This is a genomic window from Microvirga calopogonii (assembly GCF_003347665.1).
GTDB lineage: Bacteria > Pseudomonadota > Alphaproteobacteria > Rhizobiales > Beijerinckiaceae > Microvirga > Microvirga calopogonii.
This window is the reverse complement of record NZ_QDGA01000012.1, coordinates 41,066-63,743: the sequence shown is the minus strand read 5'-3', so window position 1 is coordinate 63,743 and position 22,678 is coordinate 41,066. Positions and strand designations below refer to the sequence as shown.

General features: G+C 62.9%; 23 protein-coding genes. 9 read left to right on the top strand and 14 right to left on the bottom strand.

What is annotated here, in order from left to right; translation table 11 throughout:
• Positions 1-29: 29 nt before the first annotated feature.
• From DDF70_RS12410 to DDF70_RS12400, 3 genes are all read right to left on the bottom strand, one after another.
• A complete protein-coding gene (locus tag DDF70_RS12410) occupies positions 30-1,319 on the bottom strand; it encodes an NAD(P)-binding domain-containing protein (protein ID WP_114945238.1) in 1,290 nt (429 codons plus the stop codon).
• A 136-nt stretch (positions 1,320-1,455) separates the two neighbouring features.
• Positions 1,456-1,863 (bottom strand): ester cyclase, encoded by a 408-nt coding sequence (locus DDF70_RS12405; RefSeq protein WP_114945174.1) that lies wholly within the window; start codon positions 1,861-1,863, stop codon positions 1,456-1,458.
• Between the two features lie 34 nt (positions 1,864-1,897).
• Positions 1,898-2,206, bottom strand: a complete 309-nt coding sequence (locus tag DDF70_RS12400) for a hypothetical protein (RefSeq protein WP_114945173.1) — start codon at positions 2,204-2,206, stop codon at positions 1,898-1,900.
• A 154-nt stretch (positions 2,207-2,360) separates the two neighbouring features.
• On the opposite strand from DDF70_RS12400, the gene DDF70_RS12395 reads away from it, so the two are divergent.
• The 3 genes from DDF70_RS12395 (at position 2,361) to bfr (ending at position 3,987) form a co-directional block, all read left to right on the top strand.
• Entirely contained in the window at positions 2,361-2,930 is a 570-nt protein-coding gene (locus DDF70_RS12395; RefSeq protein ID WP_114945172.1) for a putative glycolipid-binding domain-containing protein, read from the top strand.
• A gap of 118 nt (positions 2,931-3,048) precedes the next feature.
• Complete coding sequence (locus tag DDF70_RS12390; protein WP_114945171.1) at positions 3,049-3,306, top strand: (2Fe-2S)-binding protein; 258 nt, start codon at positions 3,049-3,051, stop codon at positions 3,304-3,306.
• A gap of 195 nt (positions 3,307-3,501) precedes the next feature.
• Positions 3,502-3,987 carry a bacterioferritin gene (gene bfr / locus DDF70_RS12385; RefSeq protein WP_114945170.1) on the top strand — a complete coding sequence of 162 codons (486 nt, stop codon included), beginning with the start codon at positions 3,502-3,504 and terminating at the stop codon, positions 3,985-3,987.
• A 205-nt stretch (positions 3,988-4,192) separates the two neighbouring features.
• Here the strand turns inward: bfr and DDF70_RS12380 are convergent, their stop codons facing one another.
• The 3 genes from DDF70_RS12380 to DDF70_RS12370 form a co-directional block, all read right to left on the bottom strand.
• Positions 4,193-6,916 (bottom strand): bifunctional acetate--CoA ligase family protein/GNAT family N-acetyltransferase, encoded by a 2,724-nt coding sequence (locus tag DDF70_RS12380; protein ID WP_114945169.1) that lies wholly within the window; start codon positions 6,914-6,916, stop codon positions 4,193-4,195.
• Between the two features lie 118 nt (positions 6,917-7,034).
• Positions 7,035-7,505, bottom strand: coding sequence for a GNAT family N-acetyltransferase (locus DDF70_RS12375; protein ID WP_245435463.1), 471 nt, complete (start codon positions 7,503-7,505; stop codon positions 7,035-7,037).
• Positions 7,505-10,171, bottom strand: a complete 2,667-nt coding sequence (locus tag DDF70_RS12370; protein WP_245435462.1) for a PAS domain-containing sensor histidine kinase — start codon at positions 10,169-10,171, stop codon at positions 7,505-7,507. Before DDF70_RS12370 ends, DDF70_RS12375 begins: the two co-directional genes overlap by 1 nt.
• Before the next feature lie 200 nt (positions 10,172-10,371).
• Between DDF70_RS12370 and DDF70_RS12365 the strand changes: the two genes are divergently transcribed.
• From DDF70_RS12365 to DDF70_RS12350, 4 genes are all read left to right on the top strand, one after another.
• Positions 10,372-10,752, top strand: a complete 381-nt coding sequence (locus DDF70_RS12365) for a phasin (RefSeq protein WP_114945235.1) — start codon at positions 10,372-10,374, stop codon at positions 10,750-10,752.
• 35 nt (positions 10,753-10,787) lie between these two features.
• Complete coding sequence (locus DDF70_RS12360; RefSeq protein ID WP_114945168.1) at positions 10,788-11,282, top strand: phasin family protein; 495 nt, start codon at positions 10,788-10,790, stop codon at positions 11,280-11,282.
• Between the two features lie 62 nt (positions 11,283-11,344).
• Positions 11,345-11,779 (top strand): NUDIX hydrolase, encoded by a 435-nt coding sequence (locus DDF70_RS12355; RefSeq protein WP_114945167.1) that lies wholly within the window; start codon positions 11,345-11,347, stop codon positions 11,777-11,779.
• Positions 11,780-12,073: 294 nt separating this feature from the next.
• Complete coding sequence (locus tag DDF70_RS12350) at positions 12,074-12,781, top strand: outer membrane protein (protein WP_114945166.1); 708 nt, start codon at positions 12,074-12,076, stop codon at positions 12,779-12,781.
• Between the two features lie 79 nt (positions 12,782-12,860).
• On the opposite strand, the gene DDF70_RS12345 is transcribed toward DDF70_RS12350, so the two are convergent.
• Positions 12,861-13,088: a hypothetical protein gene (locus DDF70_RS12345; protein WP_162820365.1), complete on the bottom strand. Its 228-nt coding sequence runs from the start codon at positions 13,086-13,088 to the stop codon at positions 12,861-12,863.
• Positions 13,089-13,320: 232 nt separating this feature from the next.
• Here DDF70_RS12345 and DDF70_RS36545 point away from each other — a divergent pair, with 232 nt between their 5' ends.
• Together DDF70_RS36545 and DDF70_RS12340 are read left to right on the top strand one after the other, a co-directional pair.
• Positions 13,321-13,494, top strand: coding sequence for a hypothetical protein (locus tag DDF70_RS36545; RefSeq protein ID WP_162820364.1), 174 nt, complete (start codon positions 13,321-13,323; stop codon positions 13,492-13,494).
• A 247-nt stretch (positions 13,495-13,741) separates the two neighbouring features.
• Positions 13,742-14,050 (top strand): hypothetical protein, encoded by a 309-nt coding sequence (locus tag DDF70_RS12340; protein ID WP_114945164.1) that lies wholly within the window; start codon positions 13,742-13,744, stop codon positions 14,048-14,050.
• Positions 14,051-14,137: 87 nt separating this feature from the next.
• Here the strand turns inward: DDF70_RS12340 and mmsB are convergent, their stop codons facing one another.
• From mmsB to ytfR, 7 genes are all read right to left on the bottom strand, one after another.
• On the bottom strand, positions 14,138-15,283 hold the full coding sequence (mmsB, locus tag DDF70_RS12335; RefSeq protein WP_425374071.1) for a multiple monosaccharide ABC transporter permease: 1,146 nt from the start codon (positions 15,281-15,283) through the stop codon (positions 14,138-14,140).
• 55 nt (positions 15,284-15,338) lie between these two features.
• Entirely contained in the window at positions 15,339-16,868 is a 1,530-nt protein-coding gene (gene mmsA / locus DDF70_RS12330; RefSeq protein ID WP_114945162.1) for a multiple monosaccharide ABC transporter ATP-binding protein, read from the bottom strand.
• Between the two features lie 197 nt (positions 16,869-17,065).
• A complete protein-coding gene (chvE, locus tag DDF70_RS12325) occupies positions 17,066-18,166 on the bottom strand; it encodes a multiple monosaccharide ABC transporter substrate-binding protein (RefSeq protein ID WP_114945161.1) in 1,101 nt (366 codons plus the stop codon).
• 260 nt (positions 18,167-18,426) lie between these two features.
• Entirely contained in the window at positions 18,427-19,194 is a 768-nt protein-coding gene (locus DDF70_RS12320) for a FadR/GntR family transcriptional regulator (RefSeq protein WP_245435461.1), read from the bottom strand.
• A 15-nt stretch (positions 19,195-19,209) separates the two neighbouring features.
• Entirely contained in the window at positions 19,210-20,169 is a 960-nt protein-coding gene (gene yjfF, locus DDF70_RS12315) for a galactofuranose ABC transporter, permease protein YjfF (RefSeq protein ID WP_114945159.1), read from the bottom strand.
• Positions 20,166-21,170 carry a galactofuranose ABC transporter, ATP-binding protein YtfT gene (ytfT, locus tag DDF70_RS12310; protein WP_114945158.1) on the bottom strand — a complete coding sequence of 335 codons (1,005 nt, stop codon included), beginning with the start codon at positions 21,168-21,170 and terminating at the stop codon, positions 20,166-20,168. The genes yjfF and ytfT overlap by 4 nt, the downstream gene beginning before the upstream one ends.
• Positions 21,167-22,678: a galactofuranose ABC transporter, ATP-binding protein YtfR gene (gene ytfR, locus DDF70_RS12305; RefSeq protein ID WP_114945234.1), complete on the bottom strand. Its 1,512-nt coding sequence runs from the start codon at positions 22,676-22,678 to the stop codon at positions 21,167-21,169. The genes ytfT and ytfR overlap by 4 nt, the downstream gene beginning before the upstream one ends.

Sequence of the window (22,678 nt, the reverse complement as noted above, 5' to 3'; positions counted from 1 at the left end):
CGATACTCTAACGACACCTCAACACCCTCTCACCTTCGCAGGATGTCAGAAGAGTCTCGATCGCCTCGAGGAGCCGGCGCACGCCGTGTAAGGAGATGGCTGACCAATTGTTGCCCCTCCTTGGCGAGTGACAGGAGGGTACCGGAGTTGCGGGTGGAGCCGAAATCCAGGCCCGCGAAGTAGAGGCCGGGCTGCGCCGTGACACCCTCCTCGTGCACCGGCTGGCCGCGTGAGTCGAGTACACCGGGCACCTGCACCCATCCGAACTCCCCCTCGAACCCGGTGCACCAGATCAGCGACGCAATGCCGGCCTCCGCCGGATCGAGCGAGAGGATGGGCGGATCGGGGAGGTGCGCGGCGATTGTCTCAGCGGGATCGTCGTCCGACGCCGGCGCATCGATGTCCTCGCTTGTGATATAGGCGTCGATGGAGCGCTTGATCCTCTTCGACACCTCGTCCCCGAAGCGGAGGTTCTCCTCGAGGTCGCCCGCGAAGGTCAGGGACCCATCTTCGATCCCAACCAGGCGACCGAGAAGAACGACCCCTTGGGCACTGAGCGATTGCAGGCTGAGGGTGCGGCCGGCGCCGAGCAGCGGCCGTCCCATGATGTAGCCCGACGCGTCGACGAACTCCTTGCGCGGAAGATCGAAGAGGCCGCTGCGCGTAAACCAGAAGACGATATCGTGACCCCGGTAGCGGCGCGCCCCGCGCCCGACCCTGCCCGTGGCAAGGAAGACCCTGCGCCCGGCCTGCACCAGGTCCTCGGCGATCTGGCCGCCGCATTGCGCGCTGCCGACGACCAGGACGGCGCCTGCCGGAAGCGATGCGGGGTTTCGATAGTCCGACGCGTCGAGTTGCAGGAGGCCAGCGGGCAGGCCGGTGGCAACCTTCGGGCGGCGCGGGCGGTTCAGGCTGCCGCTCGCGATCACCACATTGCGCGCCCATCGCACGCCGCTTCTGGTTTCGAGACGAAACCTGTCCTGCTCGCCATCGAAGGTGAGAGCTGATACCGGGGTCTGCGTTTCCACCGGCAGGTGGTTTCGCGCGGCAAAGTCCTCGAGGAGCGCAACGAACGCGTCGCGGGTCATGAAGCCGTCAGGATCGGGGCCGTCGTATCGGTCGCCGGGCATCATCGAGGCCCAGTTGGGAGTATTCAGGCGAAAGGTGTCCCAGCGTTGCGTGCGCCAGGTCTCGCCGATCCGGCTACACTCCAGCACGCAATGACGCAGTCCGGCTTGAGCCAGGTAGTAGCTCACCCCGAGTCCGGCCCATCCGGCACCAATGACGGCAACGTCGAAGCACTCGATATCGGAGGTCATCGACACGTCCTCCCGCATTTGTCGCGTCGAAGGCGCCCCTCCAGCGACGCCGACGCATGATAGCGTCCAAGCCCTTCAGCTGCAAAGCTCGGCATGGGATGCCGGCACGGAGCCGGACAGCATCGGGAGATCCAGATCAAAGCTGGTGGCTTTTGATGCCTAACGCCGCTTCGATCGCCGCCTTGTCGATGATCGACCAGACTCTCCCGATCCTGTCTCCCCGAAATTCATAGAAAACATTCTCCGTGAAGGAGACCCTCCTTCCATTCACCGGAAGACCGAGGAACATCCCCTTCGGCGTACAATCGAAGGCCAATCGGCTCGCGATGCAGGGCGGATCGGAAACGAGCCTCTGAATGTGGAAGTGGAGATTGGGAATGTCAGAGAAGTCTCTCTCCAGCATCTCGCGATAGCCCGAAATTCCGATCAGACGATCGTTGTAATGGACGTCGTCGTGAACGAACCGTTCCAGCTTCGGCCAGTCCTGCGCATTCAGGCAGGCGATATAGGCCCGATAGACGTCGGAGAGTTCGGCGCTGTTCACGGCGATGATCCTCGTGATGGTATCATGCGGAGCACTAGTAACCTGGCAGCCAAGGCTCGCTTTCCAGCGCGTCGAGGTCCCCATCTGCCAGGAGCTGCCACAGTGAGATGATTTTCTCGGGTGGCACGCCGTTCATGTGGCGAGGCTCACCTTCTTCGAGGTTTTCGAACGCAATATAGCCGCCTCTATATACCGACAGACACCAATCACTCTCATGCGTCACGCTGACGGACGCTTGTTCGATGTCCTCAGGGTCGGCATCAAGCTCCTTGAGCAATTCGGGAAGGGCCGAGCACGATACCTTCTCCATATTCCCCATTCTATGCGTGACGCGAAAGCTCATGCGCTGCTTATCCCCTGAAGCACACTACGTTTCTAACCTCGGCAGCCTGCTAACGCTATGAGGGAATTCGTGACTTCTCCACCCAAGGGTCGACAACTCCTCCAGCTGAGCCATAATCGGCCGGCACGAATGCCGTGAAGCCTGGAGGTTCGGCATGGCCATCCCGACACTGATATTCCGCACCATCCGCTGGTCGGCCTGGGAGGGCTGCGCGGCGGGCATGGAGCATGTAGACGTGCGGCCGGCCGATGGCGGTCTCGCCGTCTCGGGCGTCGTGATCGCTCAGGACGAGGGGACCGAGTTCGGACTGTCCTACCGTCTCAGGCTCGATGCCCTGTGGCGCACGAAGGAGGTTGTCCTCAGAACGACGGCCGGGCATGTGCTGCGTCTTGAAAGCGATGGCCAAGGGCATTGGCAGGAGAACGGCAAGTCTCGACCGGACCTCCAGGGCTGCATCGATGTCGATATCCAGGCGACGCCGCTCACCAACACTCTTCCCATCCGGCGCCTCGACCTGGAGACGGGCGAGAGCATGGACATCCGCCTCTGCTACATCGCCGTCCCGGACCTGGTCGTCACGCCGGCAAGCCAGCGCTATACGGCGCTCAATGCGGGCTCGCTCTATCGCTTCGAGAGCCTGGAGAGCGGGTTCAGCGCAGACCTCCCCGTGGACGAGGACGGCTTCGTTGTCGACTATCCCGGATTGTTCAAGCGATTGGGATGATTGTTACACCTTAACCGTGACATCCGGGCACAGGCGATCACGCTGGCGCTCCGCCGCATTTTCAGTTAAGTCTTTGATATCACATGTAGTTTTTAGTCATTCTAAACTAGAACAACAAATGATCGTCTGTTCCTGCAACATCCTCTCCGACGGCGATGTCAAAGCGTGCCTCAAGCCCGGGCCGGAATGCCCCCGCACTCCGGCGCAGGTCTATCGCTGTCTTGGCTGCAGCCCCAATTGCGGGCGCTGCGCAAGGACCATCCGCGCCATCATGGATCAGGCCCTGATCGATGCGGGCGTCGAGCCCATCGCGGCCTGCAGCCGCGGCTGCTGCCCGACCGTGCTCGAAAAGGCTGCCGCCGAACCCACCCTTTGAACAAAAGGACTTTCACCCTAGTTCATAAATCCTCCAGAGCATCGGACCCAAAAGTGGATTTGCACTTTTGGGATTGATCCGATGTTCCTTTTTTGAACGGCGCATCGTTCAGAGCGAAAAACCGGATCCACTTTTTCGCACGATGCGCTAAAGACAGGTCCGGCGCATCCGGCGCCGAGTGGACGAGAGGGTAGGATGAAGGGTGATCCCAAGGTAATCGAGTATCTCAATCGCGGCCTGCGCAGCGAGCTGACGGCGGTCAACCAGTATTGGCTGCATTACCGGCTCCTGGACGATTGGGGTTACAAGGAGCTTGCGAAAACCTGGCGCAAGGAATCCATCGAAGAGATGCACCATGCGGACCGCTTCATCGAGCGGATCATCTTCCTCGAGGGCTTTGCCAACCTGCAGGTGCTCGATCCCCTGCGCATCGGCCAGAACATCCAGGAAATCCTCGAATCCGACCTCGCGGCGGAATACGACGCCCGCAACCTCTACGGCGAGGCCGCTTCCTATTGCGACAGCATCGGAGACCGCGTGTCGAAGAACCTGTTCGAGGAGCTGATGGCTGACGAGGAGGGCCATATCGACTTCCTGGAGACCCAGCTCAACCTCGTCGAACAGGTCGGCATCGAGCTCTACGCCCAGAAGCATATCGGCGGGCTCAAGGACGACGAGTAGGCGTTCGCTCCGAAAGATAAACTGGCACCCTCTTAAGCCCTCATCCTGAGGGCCGCCGCAGGCGGCGTCTCGAAGGATCAGGGCGTCTCCAGAGAACACTGGATCCTCCTTCGAGACGCAGCTGCGCTGCTCCTCAGGATGAGGACGTAAACTGAGAAGCCACCCTTTCCGAACAAAGCCCGCCGTGACGGCGGGCTTTTTCTTTTCATGCCGGTTGAGCGAGTTTTTCCGGCTCCTCGATCGCGGCGATCGGGAGAGTGACGAGGCGCAGCTCCGGATCGTCGGGATCGATCCGGATGGTGAACCCGAGATTGCGGCACATGTCGAGCATGGTGGAGTTCTCGCGCAGCACCTGCCCCTCGATCTCGTGCAGGCCTTCCACCTTCGCCCATTCGATCATCAGCCGCATCAGCTCCCAGCCTAAACCGAGGCCTTTGAGGTCGGAGCGCAGGAGGATGCCGTATTCCCCTGTCTCATGGTTCGCATCCGCGTGGAGACGGACCGCGCCCATCATCTCCCCGGTGCCCTCGTCGAAAGCGACGAATGCGATGGCGCGCGCGTAATCGAGCTGCGTCAGACGGGCGAGGAAGGTGTGGCTGAAATCGCGGACCGGGGCGAAGAAACGAAGGCGCAGGTCCTCCGGCGTGATCTGCTCGAAGAAGCGCCGGAACTCCGCCTCGTCTTCCGGCCGGACGGGCCGGACGAAAGCGCTCCGCCCATTCCGCAGCGTGATCTTGCGCTCCCATTCCTTAGGGTACGGCCGCACGGCGAAGCGCGGATGGCCGCTGCCCTTCCGGGTTTCGGGCGCAACCGCCACCCGGGCATCGACCGCGATCACGCCCGTGTGGTCGGCGAGCAGCGGGTTGATGTCGAGTTCGCGGATCTCAGGGATATCGGCCGCCATCTGGGCGAGCTTCACCAGCGTGAGGGCAATGGCCCCCTCGTCGGCCGCCGGAACGTCCCGATAGGCCTTCAGGCGCCGCGACACTCGGGTGCGGGCGATCAGGTCGTGGGCGAGCATCAGGTCGAGGGGCGGCAGCGCCAGTGCCTTGTCGTTGATGACCTCCACGGCCGTGCCGCCACGCCCGAACAGCACGACCGGCCCGAAGGAGGGATCGTCCGCGAGGCCCACGATGAGTTCGCGGGCCTTCGCCCGCCGCACCATGGGCTGGACGGTGACCCCGGTCACGTGAGCCTGCGGCTTCAGGCGGGCGGCGCGCTCGAAGATCTCGGCGGCCGCCTTGCGCACCGCCTCCCCGGTCGTCAGGTCGAGCTTCACGCCGCCGATGTCGGATTTGTGGACGATGTCGGGCGAGAGAACCTTCACGGCCACGGTACCGCCCTCGGCCAGGATGGGCCGGGCCGCCTCGGCGGCCTCGTCCGGCGTCGTCGCGAGGGTCACGGGCGCGGTCGGAATGTCGTAGGCCCGCAGGAGCGCGTTGACCTCCAGCGGATCGAGCCAGCGGCGGTTCTGCGCCAGCACATGATCGACGATGGCGCGGGCCGCCTCCGGGTCCGGGTCGAAGTCATGGGGCAGGTTGTCCGGCGTCTCCATGAGCTGTTCCTGCGCCTCGCGGTAGCGCACGAGCTGGATGAAGCCGCGGATCGCATCGGCCTCCGTGGTGAAATTCGGGATCCGCGCTTCCTCGAACAACCGGGCTGAGTCCGGGTCCTCACCGATCCAGGCGGCGAAGACCGGCTTCTGCCGGTATCCTCGGGCGCGATCGCGCTTGACCACGTCCACCACGGCAGCGGCCACGTCGGAAGCCCCGGCAATGGCGGTCGGCACGTTGAGAACGAGAACGGCATCGTTGTCCGGATCGGCGAGCAGCGCCTCGAGCGCGCCCGCATAGCGGCCGGGCTCCGCGTCCCCGACGATGTCGATGGGATTCCCCCGAGACCAGGTCGGCGGCAGGATCGCGTTGAGCGTCTCCCGGGTCTTGTCCGACAATGTCGCCAGTGTGCCGCCCAGATCGATCAATCGGTCGACGGCGAGAACCCCGATACCACCACCATTGGTAAGAAGTGCCAGTCGGTTGCCAGGAAACGGCTTCTGCCGCCCGAGCGTCTCCGCCGCCGCGAAGAGCTGGTCGAGATCGAGCACCCGCAGCAATCCGGCGCGGCGGAAGGCGGCGTCGTAGACCGCATCGGATCCGGCAAGCGCCCCGGTATGGGTCGCAGCCGCTCTCGCCCCCTGGGCATGGCGCCCGGACTTGATGACCACCACCGGCTTCACGCGCGCGGCCGCCCGGGCGGCGGACATGAATTTCTGGGCGTTTCCAATGGACTCGATGTAGAGCAGGATCGCCCGGGTCCCGCTGTCGGCCGAGAAGAAGTCCAGACAATCGCTGAAATCCACATCGACCTTGTCGCCCAGGGAGACGATGGCGGAAAACCCCACCTGCCGCTGCGCCGCCCACTCGACGAGACCCGCCGCCACAGCTCCCGATTGAGACACCAGCGCCAGATCGCCGGGCTTGGCGCTGTGGGCCGCGAAGCTCGCATTCATCCTGGCGCGCGGGGCCAGCACGCCGATGCAATTGGGCCCTACGATGCGAAGGCCATGGGCGCGTGCCGCGAGCCTGACCTGATCGCCCAGGGAGCCCTCGCCATAGCCCATGCCCGCCGTCGCCACGATGGCGGCGCTCACGCCGCCCTTCCCGGCCTCCTCGATCACGCCGAGCACCCGCTCGGGCGGCACGGCGACGACGATGAGGTCGGGCGTTACAGGAAGATCCGACAGGGAGGGCAAGCAAGGTCTGCCCTCGATCTCGACGTGATGCGGATTGACGGCAAAAAGCTCACCCTCGAAGCCGCCCGCGATGAGATTGCGCAGGAAGGTAAGACCGAGATACCCCGGACGCGGGCTTGCGCCCACCACCGCGATGGAGCGGGGATTGAAGAGCTTGTCGAGGCGATAGGTGGACATGGCGATCCTTCGTCCCGGGGCATATCACGTCACAACCTATTGCGGCCTCTGATAACCGCAATAGGGACGGCTCCCATTGATCTATCTCAGTTCGGATCGCGAACATCCGCACGATGCGCTAGTGCCGGTCCTCGAGGGACCCATCCCGCACCCACTGGTAATGGGCATCGGGCATTCGTTCTTCGTTGCCGGAGCCATCGGTCGTGGCGACCAGCCGAAAGCCCTGCCGTTCGTAGAAGCGGCGGGCCTGGGCGTTGTCCTGGAAGGTCCAGAGATTGAGTTCCGGTCGATCCGCTCTGACAGCTGCCAGCAGAGCCTGCCCGACTCCGCGACCGTGCCAGAGCGGATCGACATACAGATGATCGAGCCAATCAAGCCTTGCACCGGCGAATCCGGTCAGCAGGCCTCCGGCCTGCGCGAGCCAAACCTCCGACGTGGGGAAGACCTGGTCCCGGAAAAAGACAAGATCCTCCTCCGGCGTGTGGAGATCGGGCAGATAAGGAAGGCAGGTCTTGCGGACATGGCGGTTCAGGCGCGCGACAGCCGGCATATCCGATAAAACAGCACGGCGCAGGGTGAAGCGGGACACTACTCCGCCATGACCCGCGTCGGCGGGAAGATCACCTCGACGAGGGTCCCCTCGCTCGGCTGGCTTGCGATCTGGAGCGCACCCCGGTTCGCCTCCACGAGCGCCTTGGTGAGCGGCAATCCGAGCCCGGTGCCGCCACGCCTGCGCGACGTGGCGAGCTGGCGGAACGGCTCGAGGGCGGCCTCGACCTCCTCGGGGGTCATGCCGATGCCGGTATCGCGCACCCGGAAGGCCACCTCGCCCCGGTCGGTTATGGCCGTGGAGACGATGACCTGCCCGCCTGCGTCCGTGAACTTGATGGCGTTGGAGACGAGATTGAGCACGATCTGGCGCATGGAGCGCTCGTCGGCCACCACCGGAGGCAGCTTCGGGGCGAAGCTCATGCGCATCACGATGCGGTCGCGCGCGGCCTGCGGCTGAAGCAGCGTCACGCAGGACGAGACCAGCTCGTTCAGACTCACCCCCGTGAAGGACAATTCCAGACGGCCGGCCTCGATCTTAGCCAGGTCCAGGAGATCGTTGACGAGGCTGATCACGTGAGAGCCGGATGCGTGAATGTCCTTGAGATATTCCTTGTAGCGGTCGTTGCCGATGGCCCCGAACCGCTCCTCGAGCATGACCTCGGCAAAGCCGAGAATGGCATTCAAGGGCGTGCGGATCTCATGGCTGATCGTGGCCAGGAGATCGGATTTCTGGGCGCTCGCCTCCTCGGCCGCGTGCTTGGCGCCGATCAATTCGCCCTCGGTCCTCTTGAAGGCCGTGATGTCGCGAAGGACGGCGCAGAAACGCCGATCCGGCCCGTCGCCCAAGCGCCCCATGGTCATGAAGAGCGGGATCGATCCGCCCTGACGCTCCCGGCCGACAACCTCGCGCCCGTCGTTGAGCAGGCTTCTCACCCCCGGCGAGCGCAGACTTTCGAGATAATCGAGGGCCACCATGTGGCTCTCCGGCGCCAGGAGCACGGTGATGGCATCGCCAGCCACCGCCTGCTCGTCAAAGCCGAACAGCGCCTCGGCCGAGCGGTTGAGTGAGAGGATCCGTCCCGTCTCGTTGAGCACGATCACGCCGTCTGTCGCCGTGTCGAGGATTGCCTCCAATTCCTGGATTCGGCTGTCCTGCGGCTGTGTCTCCCTATTCGACACCTTGCGGATGACCATCAGATCCGCAGGCTCTCCCTCCCACTCGGCGGAGGAGGAACGCACGTTGACGGCGATGTTCTCGTTTCCACGTGTGGTCAACGCGAGAGCGAAGTCCTCGTCTCCTGTCCCACCGAGAACGGGGGAGCCTCGGAACAGATGGACCAGACCGCCCTCGGAGCCGATCTGCTCGACATCCTCATAGCCGGTCAGTTCCAGAAGGAAGCGGTTGATGAACAGGATCCTGTCGCCGCGATGGACCAGAATTCCGATCGGCAGCCGGTCGAGAATGCCGCCACCGTCGGGAGGAGCCAGCGACCGCGAGGGAGGCGTTGGCGCTGGCCCTGCAGCGGGCTCATTTTCCTCGGAGTGAGCGGCCTCCTCGGACGCGGGCGTACCTTCTTCCAGGCGTGCTCCGAGCGCGCGTGCAATCTCCCGGAAGGCATTCCGCTCGGCGCTGGAGAGGCCCGATGCTTGGGGCTGATTCTCGGCAGGACGGTTGCGTTGGACGGGTTCCGGCTCGTGCGGCTTGGGGCCGGAAAGCGCTGCGGCCACTTGGTCGCGCAAGTTCGAGAACCAAGTGTCCTCGTCCGAGGGGGCGGCTTCGGCAGCTGGCTCGTCAGCGGGCTTTTCCTCAGGCGGCCGGAACGGCAGGGTCTCGTCGTTGACCAGGCTTTGCGCAATCAGGTCGGCGGCTGCATTCGGGATCTTCCGCTCCTGGACGGCGTCCATGCGCAGGAGGCCGAAGCCCCGGAAACCGATGAGCTCCCGGGCCGGACCGAAGACAGGCATCCCGGCCCAATCGACGGGAACCTGCAGCGGGGAATTGTCGATGCTCCAGAGAATGGTGCGCCCGCTCCAGGTCTCACGGCGTGCAAACAGGGCGGCGACGCTCCCGTCCGGATCCTCCACGACGCTCCGCGACACCTCCTCCCACGTCTGGCCGACGATGTTGCCGGCCATGGCTCCCACAGCCAGGGGAAGATCGTTTGATACATCAGTGAAACGTGTTGCCGCATCCGTGTGCCAGATGAAGCGAACCGGACCAAGGCGTCTTTCCGGCAGGCGAGTGGCATCGCCTTCCACTTGCGTTGATGGCTCGCTGTCTGGCTGCTCCGATTGCCGGGCCGAGCGGAAGAAAGAGGATTCTTTCGGCACGGGTCCGACGAAGGCCGTTACGAGAACATCATCGCCGTTCTCCAGTGTCGCCAGGCGGGAGAGGGTTGCAACGGGCAGCCAGGGACGGGAGGGATCGAGCCGCAGGCGCTCTTTTAGAGCACCGTGACGGGGTGCTAGCCCTCCCGCCAGAGCCTTGATCCGATCGCGGGCCCGGAGGCCTGGAACCGTCCGGCCGTCTTCCTCGGCCAGTGCGTTACGCAATCCCTCTGCGGCGGGCGACGCCCAGAGCAGCCTCTCCCCTGCCCGATCCCACACGAGCACGCCAGCTCCAGGCTCTGCCAGCAGGCTCAAGCTCGGCTCGGCGGCAAGCTGTGCGATCAGCGCTTCAAATGGATTGGGGCCACCTGTCATCAACGGCCTTTACGGTGAAGGATCTCAGAGTCACTCAAGAAGAGCTTCTAGACTAATATCGACTGCCAAGCATGCAAGGCAGGACACTTGAATCCTTTTACTTTCAGGTAACCTTAATAGGGCGAGGCATGAAGGAGTTGATTTTGCATCGCACAATGTGATATTGCACTGCACAAATGCCCAATGATGAGGAGCAGCCCATGGCCACGAATCCGACCCAAAGTTACGAAGTTCCCCCGGAGATGCGCGATTTCGCCGAGAAGAGCGTCGAGCAGGCCCGCAAGGCCATCGATGGTTTCATGAGCGCCGCACAGAAGACGGCCGACACGTTCGAGGGATCGGCGAACACCGTCCAGGCCAGCGCCAAGGATGCCGCGCGCAAGACCTTCGCCTATACCGAGCAGAACCTTTCGGCCGCTTTCGACCTCGCCCAGCGGATGGTGCGCGCCAAGGACATGCAGGAAGCCATGCAGATCCAGGCCGAGTTCGTCCGGACCCAGTTCGAGGCGATGCAGACCCAGATGAAGGAATTCGGTTCCCTGGCCCAGTCGGCCATGAAGCAGCCGGGCTCCAAGAAGTAACTCCCTTCTCCCTTAAACCTTGCGAGGACCTCACGATGGCGGAAGTGAAGAAGCCTAAAGCCAAGACGACAGCCAAGAGCGTGCAGAAGGCCGACGATCTCGTCGAAATGGCCGCCATCTCGGCAGCCGAGACGATCAAGGCCGTCGCGGACACGAGGCCCGCTTCGTTGCCTGTGACGATCGCTGCGCCCGTCGAGGCAGGTGCCATCTTCTCGTCCGCCAAGAAGCAGGGTGACGTCTTCCGCAAGGCCATGAGCGACGCCGTGGCGGCCTCGGCCCAAGGGGCCCTGGAAGTGAACGACAAGATCATCGACGCCGTGAACACGCAGCGCCATGCGGCCCTCGACCTGTGGCGCTCGGCGATCAGCCCCTCCCCTCTGCCTGAAGCCTTCAAGGCCCAGAGCCAGGCCACGCGCCAAGCCTACGAGACGGCCTCCGCCCAGTGGAAGGACATCGCCGAGACGACGGCGCTCTGGTTCACCAAGAGCCTGGAGCCGCTGCAATCGGCCCTGCACCGGTCGGGACGTTAATCGCTCCACATCGGCGATCCCATGCATTAAGGCTCGGCTATGCGTATAGCCGGGCCTTTTTCATGTCCCCATCCCCGATTCCCGCCGTCATCGCCGTCGTGATCCGTGACGACCGGACGCTGCTCGTGCGCCGCGCCAACCCTCCCGATGCCGGTCTGTGGGGCTTTCCGGGCGGAAAGATCGAGTTCGGCGAGGCGGTCAGGGAAGCAGCCGCGCGAGAGCTTTTCGAAGAAGCTGGCGTTCGCGCCGAAGCCCAGGACATCATCACCACTCTCGATGTTCTCGTGCGGGATTCTGTCGGCCTGGTGGAGCAGCACTACATTCTGATCGCGATTCAGTGCCGTTGGATTGCCGGCGAGCCCGTTGCGGGCGACGACGCTCTCGAGGCGCGCTGGTTCGATCTTGCAGAGCTTGACCCGAGCCGATTGGCCATGAGCGCAGACGTGGATGTAATTGCTCGCCGGGCTCACGCGGCCTCGAACCTCGGCTCTTCCTGAACCAGCGCCACGACAAAAAGGCCTCGCCTTGGGAAAAGGCGAGGCCAAGTTCTGTCTCTTGCTTTGAGGCCTCGCGGCCGAACTTCACGGCACGATCTGCGCATAGTCGGCCTTCGATCTCAAGCTGAACGCGCGCGTCATGGTTGATGAAAAGTAAACATTTATCATTCATCAAGCATGTTTCGACTGATCATCCTCTGACATATTGCAACAATCTCTCGCGATCCCTTATTAGACCCGTGACAGGCAATAAATGCCTATCCGATCTTTTGTTGCTAAGCACGGAATACAGTAATGCGTCACTCTGCTCTTGGACTTCTCGCGGCCACTGCGGCTCTCGCCATCACGGCTTCGACGGCTCACGCGGCTGACCTGCCGAGCCGCTACTCTCCTGCCCCGGCCTATAATGCGCTTCCGGTCTTCACCTGGACGGGTTTCTATGCCGGCCTGAATGCCGGCTACGGCTGGAACGTCGGCGACAGCCGCTTCTACGATCCTGCCTTCGGCACGGTCAGGGGCAGCCGCGGCGGCGGCTTCGTAGGCGGCGCCCAGGCCGGCTACAATTACCAGTTCGGCATGTTCGTGGCCGGCGTCGAGACCGACCTTCAGTATGCCGCCGTCGGCAACAAGGGCGCATCCTACGGCACCACGTATTATGACGGCGATTCCGACGGCTTCTTCGGCACGATCCGCGCCCGCGCCGGCGTCGCCTTCGACCGCGCCCTTGTCTACGGCACAGGCGGCTTCGCCTATGGCGATATTGGCGGCAACCGCGGCTACGATCCGGTGCTCGGCCATCACACCGGTGACGAAGTCAACTGGGGCTGGACCCTCGGCGGCGGCGTGGAATACGCCATCACCAACAACTTCACCGCCAAGGTCGAAGGCCTCTATGTCGACCTCGACACGAAGGACAACTACGTGCTCGGCGGCCGCGTGAACGTAAACCGCGATGCGGAATTCGGCGTGATCCGCGCAGGCCTGAACTACAAGTTCAACTGAGCAAGCCGTATCCTCAAAATTGCAGAAGGCCCGGTGGCAGCACCGGGCCTTTTTGCTTGATGAAGCAATCAAGCACACATCAGGGATCGTTGACGCCCTTCGGCATCGTAAACGCCCCCCTGGTGGTCTCGTCCCGCTTGAGAGCCAACAGACGCCGCGCGGCAACACCGCCGGGCTCGGAGGAATAGAGCCTGTTATTGAGCACCTCGATCTGCCAGCGCTGCAATTCGAGCAGGGCCTGCAGGCCCCTCACCCGTGCCTGGAGAGCGAGAGCATCCTTCAAAGGGTCTGGTCCGCCAGTCGTCATGGGACCATCCCTCACAATCTTGGGATGAATCATGTCTGAACGCGCAATGTGAGAGGCTGAACACTAATCAGTTTTGACGGCCGAGGACATCGTCCTTGAGGCCTTTGAGCAATGGTGCTCAAGCTAGACAATATTACGCCAGAAATATGGCCCCTGCGCCTGTCCAGATTGTCGCGCAGGAACCCGAAGATCAGTCAGGCCGTTCCACCCGCATAGCTTGCTGGAGATTGTCATGCCTGAGCCACGTTACGAAATCGAGGCTGAAAAGATCCTCGCCGCGCTGAGCACAACGGCCCCGGACGAGCATGCCCTGATGCAGAGCCGCCGCCTTCTGGCCGAAGCCTTGGAACAAGCGGAGCAGCGCGGGCGTCGGATCTCCGGACATCAGAAGGAATCGAGCGGCTAGGGCATTTAACGGGAATGTGGACCTGGTTTGCGCTGGCATAGGCCTGTGGGTTTGCCTCAAACAATGCGCAGTTCTTCAGACATCTCTAACGATGGCGTGTGACATTTATCAAAGGCGGTCCAGCTCTCCCCTGCGACATTGACGGCGAGGAACGGCCCCTCGCGAGGGACGTTGCTCCTCGTGTGCGATAGGACACAGCAGAACGACCTCGGACGTGATGATCTCCGAGCGTTGGGAGAACCGATCAATGCGCTCTACTTTGCTTGCAACCACGCTCGGCACCATGGGTGTCTTCGCAGCCGGCTCTGCAGCTCTGTCGGCCGACACGCGCATTGCGTCCATGCCATTCAGCGAATGCCTTTCCATCATCAACGAAGCGGCACAGGACGTCGACGAGGAACCGGTCAAGCTTGTCAGTAAGGACGATATGGTCACGGTTCGGATCAACGCCTCTGACGGCTTCGTCACCGTGTCCTGCGACCGTAGCGCCAACAAGATGACCTTGACCAAGAGCCCGGTTCCTGAAGCAGCCGGCCTGACAGCCTCCGCTCACTGACGCTTCACAGGACTGAGCAGTTCAAAATGCAACGGCGAGCCGAAGCTCGCCGTTCTTGTTTCGAGAGAAGGGCACGAACGCCTGCCCTCACTTCTTCCTGTTGTAGACATCGAGGGAGACGGCGGCGAGCAGCACGAGGCCCTTGATGACCTGCTGGTAGTCGATGCCGATGCCGAGGATCGACATGCCGTTGTTCATCACGCCCATCACGAAGGCGCCGATGACGGCTCCCGTCACCTTGCCGACGCCGCCCGTGGCCGACGCGCCGCCGATGAACACGGCCGCGATCACGTCGAGCTCGAAGCCGAGACCGGCCTTCGGAGTCGCGGTGTTGAGGCGCGCCGCGAAGATGAGGCCCGCGAGACCCGCCAGCACGCCCATGTTGACGAAGGTCAGGAAGGTCAGGCGCTCGGTCTTGATGCCCGACAGCTTGGCCGCCTTCTCGTTGCCGCCGAGCGCATAGATGCGCCGGCCGATCGTGGTGCGATTGGTCACGAAGGCATAGAGCGCGATCAGCACGGCCATGATGACGAGCACGTTCGGCAGGCCGCGATAGGTTGCCATCAGGTAGCAGAATGCGATCACGAGGACGGCGAGCAGGCCGTTCTTGAAGGCGAACAGGCCGAAGGGCGCCGTCTCGACCGCATGCTTGAGCTGGTTGGCGCGGCTGCGGAAGCTGAAATAGACCAGCGCGGCCACGCTGGCCACGCCCAGGAACAATGCCGTGTAGTTGAAGCCCTCGCCGCCGAAGACGTCCGGAATGAAGCCGGAGCTGAGCCGCTGGAACACGACCGGGAACGGGCCGACCGACATGCCGCCGAGAAGCGCCAGGGTCAGGCCCTTGAAGACCAGCATGCCCGCGAGCGTGACGATGAAGGACGGGACCTTGAAATAGGCGACCCAATAGCCCTGCGCAGCGCCGATCAGGCCACCCACGATCAGGCATGCGATGGTGGTGGTCACCGGATCGAAGCCCCAGCGCACCATCATCATGGCTGCCAAGCCACCGACGAAGCCCACGATGGAGCCGACGGAGAGGTCGATATGCCCCGCCACGATGACCAGGAGCATGCCCAGCGCCATGATGACGATGTAGCTGTTCTGGAGCACCAGGTTGGTAAGGTTGAGCGGTCGCAGCAGGGTTCCGTCGGTCACCACCTGGAAGAACAACATGATGACCAGGAGCGACAGCAGCATGCCGTAATCGCGGAAATGGGTTTTGACGAACTCCATCCACGACGTCTTCTGCTGGGGGACGTGAAGCTCGTCAGCGGTTCTCGTGTCCATCTCAGCGTCTCCCCGACTTAACGATAGCGTGCATGATCTTTTCCTGGGATGCCTCGGCAATATCGAGCTCGGCGATCAGGGAGCCCTCGTTCATGACATAGATCCGGTCGCACATGCCGAGCAGTTCCGGCATCTCGGATGATATCATGAGGACGCCCTTGCCTGCATCCGCCAACCTGTTGATGATCGTATAGATTTCGTATTTCGCCCCGACGTCGATGCCGCGGGTCGGCTCGTCCAGGATCAGGATCTCCGGATCGGAGAAGAGCCATTTGCTCAGGACCACCTTCTGCTGGTTGCCGCCTGAGAGGTTCACCGTCTCCTGGAAGACGTTGGAGCAGCGGATTCGCATCTGGCCCCGATAATCGTTGGCGACCGCCAGCTCCCGGATGTCGTCGATGACGAGGTTCTTGGACACGCCCTCGAGATTGGCGAGCGTCACGTTCTTGCGGATATCCTCGGCCAGGACCAGGCCATAGGTCTTGCGGTCCTCGGTGGCATAGGCGATGCGGTTCGAGACGGCCTTTTCCACCGTGCTGACGTCGATCTCCTTGCCGTGCAGGGTCACGCGACCGGAGATGTTCTGGCCATAGCTGCGCCCGAACAGGCTCATGGCGAATTCGGTCCGCCCTGCTCCCATCAGCCCGGCAATGCCCACGATCTCGCCGCGCCGGATGTTCAGGTTGACGTTCTTGACCACCTGCACGTGGCTGTGGAGCGGGTGATAGGCCGACCAGTTCTCGACCTGGAAGATGGTCTCGCCGATCTTCGGTTCGCGCTTCGGGTACCGATCCTCCATGGTGCGGCCCACCATGCCGCGGATGATGCGGTCCTCGCTCACGGCTTCAGCCCGGCAATCCAGCGTCTCCACCGTGCCGCCGTCGCGCAGGACCGTGATGGAATCGGCGACCTTCGAAATCTCGTTCAGCTTGTGCGAGATCAGGATGGAGGAAATCCCCTGCTCCTTGAACTGGAGCAGCAGATTTAAAAGAGCATCGCTGTCCTTCTCGTTCAGGCTCGCGGTTGGCTCGTCGAGGATGAGAAGCTTCACCTTCTTCGAAAGCGCCTTGGCAATCTCCACGAGCTGCTGCTTGCCGACGCCCAGATTGGTGATCAGCTCCTCGGGCGATTCCTTGAGGCCTACGAGCTTCAGCAGCTCCTTCGTCTTCGCGAACGCGACGGACCAGTCGATGACGCCGTACTGGGCCTGCTCGTTGCCAAGGAAGATATTTTCCGCGATCGACAGGAGCGGCACGAGCGCCAGCTCCTGGTGGATGATGATGATGCCGAGCTTCTCGCTGTCGGCGATGCCCTTGAACTGGCGCTCCTCGCCTTCGTAATGGATCTCGCCGGAATAGGAGCCGTGCGGATAGACGCCGCTCAGAACCTTCATCAGGGTGGATTTTCCGGCGCCGTTCTCGCCCACCAGGGCGTGGATCTCGCCGGCCTTGACCGAGATATTGACGTTGTCCAGCGCCTTCACGCCGGGAAACGTCTTGGTGATCCCCCGCATTTCAAGGATCGCATTCATCGCATGTCCTCAGGCAACAGGCCTTCTAGCGCATCGTGCGGAAAGGTGGACCCGGTTTTCCGCTAAGAACGATGCGCTCTTCAAAGGGTGGAGCATCGGATCCGACCCCAAAAGTGGGTTCCACTTTTGGGTCCGATGCTCTGGAAATGAGCATGGACCCTGCGCGGGCGCGCAGGGTCCATTCTTCATCGGACCAATTACTTGAACTGGTCTTCCTTGTAGTAGCCGCTGCCGACCAGAACTTCCTTCCAGTTGGAAGCATCGACGCTGACCGGCTTCAGCAGGTAGGCCGGAACGACCTTCACGCCGTTCTCGTAGGTCTTGGTGTCGTTGACTTCCGGCTGCTTGCCCGAGAGCACGGCGTCGACCATGTTGACCGTCACCTTCGCGAGCTCGCGGGTGTCCTTGAACACCGTCGAGGTCTGCTCCTTGGCGAGGATCGACTTGATCGAGGGCACTTCGGCGTCCTGGCCGGTGATGATCGGCATCGGCTGCTTCGGCGTGCCGTAGCCCACGCCCTTGAGCGACGAGATGATGCCGATGCTCAGGCCGTCATAGGGCGAGAGGACCGCATCGACGCGCTTGTCGGTGTAATAGGCGGAGAGCAGGTTATCCATGCGGGCCTGGGCCACGGCGCCGTCCCAGCGCAGGGTCGAGACCTTGTCCATGCCGGTCTGGCCGCTGACCACCTTGAGCTTGCCGCTCTTGAGGTAGGGGTCGAGCACGGACATGGCGCCGTTGTAGAAGAAGTAGGCATTGTTGTCGTCGGGCGATCCGCCGAACAGTTCGATGTTGAACGGGCCCTTGCCCTCCTTCAGGCCGAGCGCCTTCTCGATGTAGCCGCCCTGAAGCACGCCGACCTGGAAGTTGTCGAAGGTGGCGTAGTAGTCGACGTTCTTGGAATTGCGGATCAGGCGGTCATAGGCGATGACCTTGATGCCCTTGTCGGCGGCCTGCTGGAGCGCATCGGAGAGCGTCGTGCCGTCGATGGCCGCGATCACGAGCACCTTGGCGCCCTTGGTGATCATGTTCTCGATCTGCGACAGCTGGTTCGGGATGTCGTCTTCCGCATATTGCAGGTCGACGTTGTAGCCCTTCTCTTTGAGCACCTTGACCATGTTGTTGCCGTCGTCGATCCAGCGCGCGGACGACTTCGTGGGCATGGCCACGCCGACCGTGCCCTTGTCCTGTGCCTGCGCGGCGCCGAGGAGGCCAAAGGCTCCCAGAGCCACGGCCGCTATTGTGGTCGTGAATGTCTTCAAGGTCGTTCTCCCTCTCGTCCATGCCCGGAACGACATTCTCGCGCCCGGCGCATATTCACATTCTTCGTTCCAGGTCCGAGCCGGTGCTGTTTTCCAGGCGCCGCTCGGCCTGCCCTTTAGATCCATCATAACGGCAGAGCAGTCCTCAGGAACAGCCCCACCTCATGCCCCTCATGAGCGTGTGTTAGACCTCTCCTAACGGCTAATAAATCATACTATAATACTATTCTTCTCGACAAGGCGCCTGAGTGGCGATGATCCACTTGGCTGGCAGCCCTGGCAGATTTCCGGCAAGACTATTCCCCCGAGAAAGCATGAACCTGGACCGTCGCCAGTGCACTCTCCGCATGCTTGATCCGAACCCGCTCCGCTGCCTGGAGAATCAGCTCCGACATGGCCTCGCTCGCCGCCACCGGGCTCCCCCGCTCGATGGCGTCGAACACTGCTTGGTGCTGCCGCATCACTTCACGGAATCGGTCGTCGCTCGAGACCGGGGAGCTGATCGTGAACGAGGTCGCCAAGGCGGCACCGATCACCGAACCGATCGATTGCAGGAAGGGATTGGCGGACGCCTCAAGGATAGCCTGGTGGAAGGCTAGATCGGCCTTCGTGAAGCCCTGCCGGCTGCTCTCGCAATGATACATGGCCTGAAGTGCCCTGCTCATCTCCGTCAGCTGCTCCGGCGTCCGCCGCACGGCTGCCGTGGCACAGGCCAACGGCTCCAGCATCTGCCGGATCTCGAAGAGCCATCCGAGGAAACGGGCATCGACGCCCATTTCGAGATGCCATCCGAGGATGTCGGCATCGAACATGTTCCAGTTGTTGCGGTCCAGAACCTTCGTGCCGACCTTCGTCTTGGACTCGATCAGGCCCTTCGCGGCCAGCGTCTTCAGCGCCTCCCGGAGAGCCGTTCGCGAGACCCCGTACAGCTCCATCAGCTCCGCATCGCCCGGCAGGGTGCTGCCGACGGGAAAGCGGCCCTGCATGATGTTCTGACCGATCCCATGGGCAACGAGATCATGAGCTGATCGCGCTCTCGCAGGCCTCTGGATACCGTTCAGCAACACCATTCTCCCTTTTTACCTTGTTCGAAGCGACGCCGCCGAAAGGCCGCGCTGCAGCACGATGAATGTGAACAGCAGAGCCCCGATGGCGATTTTGGTCCACCACGAACTCAAGGTCCCCTCGAACGTGATGTAGGTCTGGATCAACCCCTGGATCAGGACGCCGACGAGCGTTCCGATGATCGTCCCGTAGCCTCCCGTGAGCAGGGTGCCGCCGATGACGACCGCCGCGATCGTGTCGAGCTCGACGCCGGTCGCGGCCAGGGAATAGCCCGCAGAGGTATAGAAGGAAAAGACGATTCCGGCCAAGGCCGCGAGAAAGCTCGACAGCATGTAGATGCGGATCGTCGTTCTCCCCACGGGCACGCCCATCAGCTCCGCCGAGGTCCGGTTGCCGCCGAGCGCATAGACATTGGCGCCGAAGCGGGTGAAATGCGCCAGGACGATGCCCATCGCGAATGTCAGCAGCATGACCAGGGCGATGAAGGTCAGCCGCCCGCCGCCGGGCAGCCCGAAGGCGATGTCCGTGATCTGGCCATAGGCCGGTGCGTTGATGGGGATCGAATCCGTGGTGAGCACGAAGCACAGGCCTCGTGCCAGGAACATGCCCGCCAGCGTCACGATGAAGGCGGGGATCTGGAAGGTGTGGATCAGGAGGCCCATGCCGGCCCCGAACAGAGCCGCGATCCCTAGGATGAGAACGAAGGCAATGTAGGGGTTGAGCCCGTATTTCTCGATGGTGACGGCCAGGAATACGCCCGTGAAGGCGATGACCGAGCCGACCGAGAGGTCGATGCCGCCGGACAGGATGACGAAGGTCATGCCGACGGCCACGATGCCCAGGAAAGCATTGTCGGTCAGAAGATTGCCGATCACGCGGGTCGAGGCGAAGCTCGGAAACTGCGCGAGGCAGATCAGGTAGCCGACGATGAAGACCGCGAGCGTTATGAGAACGGGAAGGTGACGCCTGATCATGCTCTTGCCTTCCAGACGGAACGGACGGCCGACAGAACGGGCGACTGGGCGAGAAGCACGGCGAGCACCACGATGGCCTTCACGATGAGATTGTATTCGGGCGGATAGCCGCTCAGCAGGATGCCGGTGTTCATCGCCTGGATGATCAGGGCGCCGACGACGGAGAGCCCGAGGCTGAAGCGCCCGCCGAACAGGGACGTGCCGCCGATCACCACTGCCAGGATGGCATCGAGCTCGAGCCAGAGCCCGGCATTGTTGGCATCGGCCCCGCGGATGTCCGCCGTCACGATCAGCCCGGCGATCGCCGCGCACAGGCCGCACCACATATAGACCGCGATGGTCACGACCTTCGTGCCGATGCCCGCATAGGAGCTCGAACGGACATTGGCTCCGATGGATTCGATGAAGAGGCCGAGGGCCGTGTAGCGGACGATGAAATGCGTGATGACGAGCATCACGATGGCGATCACCACCGGCATCGGCAGCGTCAGGAAGGATCCGCCGCCGATGGCCGCGAAGCCTTCGCTCACGAAGGTGATGATCTGTCCCTCGGTGATCAGCTGCGCGAAGCCGCGCCCCGCCACCATCAGGATCAGGGTCGCCACGAAGGGCTGGATTTCGAGGACCGCGACGAGGAAACCGTTCCAGAGGCCGCAGGCGAGACCGATGCCCGCGGCGGCCGCCAGCGCGGCGGGCAGCGGATAGCCCTGCGCGGTCAATGTCGCGGCCGTGGCGCCCGCGATCGCCATGACGGCGCCGACGGAGAGATCGATGCCCCGGGTCGCGATGACGAGAGTCATCCCTAGGGCCAGGATGGCGACAGGCGCGCCGCGGTTCAGGACGTCGATGAGGCTGCCGAAGAGCCGCCCATCCTGCAGGCGCAGGGCGAAGAAGTCGCGGAAGACGAGCCAGTTGACGAGAAAGACGACGAGGAGCGCCGCGACCTGCGGAAGCCCCCTGGGAAGCGTGCGAGCGCTACTCACTTGAATCATGCCGCTCATGAATGGCCCGCGATGGTTGTCATGATGGTATCGGCACTCACTTCGGCTCCGGAGAGTTCGCGCACATGCCGCCGGTCGCGCAGGACGACGACCCGGTCGCTGTAGGAGGCGATCTCCTCCAGCTCCGACGAGATGACGAGAAGGGCGAGCCCATCCTCGCACAGACGTTCGATTAGGCGGATGATCTCCGCATGGGCCCCCACGTCGATGCCGCGCGTCGGCTCGTCGAGGATGAGGAAGCGCGGTTCGGTGGCGAGCCAGCGGGCGAGCAGCGCCTTCTGCTGATTGCCGCCGGAGAGAAGCCCGATGGGCTTTTCCGCATCCGGCGTGCGGATGTCGAGAAGCTTGATGAAGCGGTCGGCGATCTCTTCCTGCTTGCGTCTCGGGATCAGGCGCAGCCAGCCGCGCTGCGCCTGGAGAGCCAGGATGATGTTCTCGCGCACGGACAATTCCGCCACGATGCCTTCCGTCTTGCGATCCTCGGGCGTGAACCCGAACCGCAGCCGGGCCGCATCGCGCGGCGTGGCGATGCGCACGGGCCTTCCAGCGACGAAGGCCTGCCCGCTGTCGGAGCGTTCGATGCCGAAGACCAGTTTGGCCGTTTCCGTCCGGCCGGAACCGAGCAGGCCCGCAAGTCCAACCACCTCGCCGGGACGCACAGCCAGATCGAACGGCTCCAGGAGGCGGCGCTTGCCGTAATCTTTGAACGCGACGAGTGGCTCGCCCGCGACGGGTTTACGCTGGTTGCGGTGGAGCGCTTCCGCGGCAAGCTCGCGCCCCAGCATCATGGAGACGAGCTCGATTCGCGGCAGTTCTGCGATGGGGCGTGAACCAACGAGGCGGCCGTTGCGCAGAACGGTGATCCGGTCGCAGACCGCATAGACCTGATCGAGGAAATGCGTGACGAACACGATGCCGATGCCGCGGCTCTTGAGATCCCTCAGGATCTTGAAAAGCGTTTCGACCTCATGCGCATCGAGGCTTGCCGTCGGCTCGTCGAGGATCAGCACCTTGGCGGAGAGATCGACCGCACGGGCGATGGCGATGATCTGCTGAACGGCCACCGAATAGGTGTTCAGCGGATTGGCCACGTCGATATCGAGACCATAGCCCGCCAGAAGCTCTTCCGAGAGACGGCGCATCTCGCCGGTTCGCACGAGGCCGAAGCGGTGCGGCTGACGGCCGATGAAGAGATTTTCCGCCACCGACAGGTTGGGCAGAAGATTGACTTCCTGATAGACGGTTCCAATGCCGAGTGAAAGTGCGTCAGCGGGATCCCGCGCCTCGATTTCCTGCCCGTCGAGACGAATAGTACCGCCATCGCGCTTGAAGACGCCGGTGAGCACCTTGATCAATGTCGACTTGCCAGCGCCGTTCTCGCCGAGCAGGCCGTGAATTTCGCCCGCGTGCAGCGTGAAGTCCACGTGGTCGAGGGCCTGCACGCCCGGAAAGCCCTTCGTGAGACCTCGGATCTCGAGAAGCTGAGGCTGCTCTGTCAATGATGGCAT

Bases quoted from the DNA above. Each gene is read 5' to 3' on its own strand.
- DDF70_RS12340 (WP_114945164.1), top strand. From the start codon at position 13,742: ATGCGCTCTACTTTGCTTGCAACCACGCTCGGCACCATGGGTGTCTTC.
- DDF70_RS12380 (WP_114945169.1), bottom strand. From the start codon at position 6,916: ATGTCCACCTATCGCCTCGACAAGCTCTTCAATCCCCGCTCCATCGCG.
- bfr (WP_114945170.1), top strand. From the start codon at position 3,502: ATGAAGGGTGATCCCAAGGTAATCGAGTATCTCAATCGCGGCCTGCGC.
- mmsB (WP_425374071.1), bottom strand. From the start codon at position 15,283: ATGGAGTTCGTCAAAACCCATTTCCGCGATTACGGCATGCTGCTGTCG.
- ytfT (WP_114945158.1), bottom strand. From the start codon at position 21,170: ATGAGCGGCATGATTCAAGTGAGTAGCGCTCGCACGCTTCCCAGGGGG.
- chvE (WP_114945161.1), bottom strand. From the start codon at position 18,166: ATGTCGTTCCGGGCATGGACGAGAGGGAGAACGACCTTGAAGACATTC.
- DDF70_RS12395 (WP_114945172.1), top strand. From the start codon at position 2,361: ATGGCCATCCCGACACTGATATTCCGCACCATCCGCTGGTCGGCCTGG.
- DDF70_RS12370 (WP_245435462.1), bottom strand. From the start codon at position 10,171: ATGACAGGTGGCCCCAATCCATTTGAAGCGCTGATCGCACAGCTTGCC.
- DDF70_RS12350 (WP_114945166.1), top strand. From the start codon at position 12,074: ATGCGTCACTCTGCTCTTGGACTTCTCGCGGCCACTGCGGCTCTCGCC.
- DDF70_RS12410 (WP_114945238.1), bottom strand. From the start codon at position 1,319: ATGACCTCCGATATCGAGTGCTTCGACGTTGCCGTCATTGGTGCCGGA.
- DDF70_RS12345 (WP_162820365.1), bottom strand. From the start codon at position 13,088: ATGACGACTGGCGGACCAGACCCTTTGAAGGATGCTCTCGCTCTCCAG.
- DDF70_RS12360 (WP_114945168.1), top strand. From the start codon at position 10,788: ATGGCGGAAGTGAAGAAGCCTAAAGCCAAGACGACAGCCAAGAGCGTG.
- DDF70_RS36545 (WP_162820364.1), top strand. From the start codon at position 13,321: ATGCCTGAGCCACGTTACGAAATCGAGGCTGAAAAGATCCTCGCCGCG.
- DDF70_RS12355 (WP_114945167.1), top strand. From the start codon at position 11,345: ATGTCCCCATCCCCGATTCCCGCCGTCATCGCCGTCGTGATCCGTGAC.
- DDF70_RS12400 (WP_114945173.1), bottom strand. From the start codon at position 2,206: ATGAGCTTTCGCGTCACGCATAGAATGGGGAATATGGAGAAGGTATCG.
- mmsA (WP_114945162.1), bottom strand. From the start codon at position 16,868: ATGAATGCGATCCTTGAAATGCGGGGGATCACCAAGACGTTTCCCGGC.
- DDF70_RS12365 (WP_114945235.1), top strand. From the start codon at position 10,372: ATGGCCACGAATCCGACCCAAAGTTACGAAGTTCCCCCGGAGATGCGC.
- yjfF (WP_114945159.1), bottom strand. From the start codon at position 20,169: ATGATCAGGCGTCACCTTCCCGTTCTCATAACGCTCGCGGTCTTCATC.
- DDF70_RS12390 (WP_114945171.1), top strand. From the start codon at position 3,049: ATGATCGTCTGTTCCTGCAACATCCTCTCCGACGGCGATGTCAAAGCG.
- ytfR (WP_114945234.1), bottom strand. From the start codon at position 22,678: ATGCCATCATTGACAGAGCAGCCTCAGCTTCTCGAGATCCGAGGTCTC.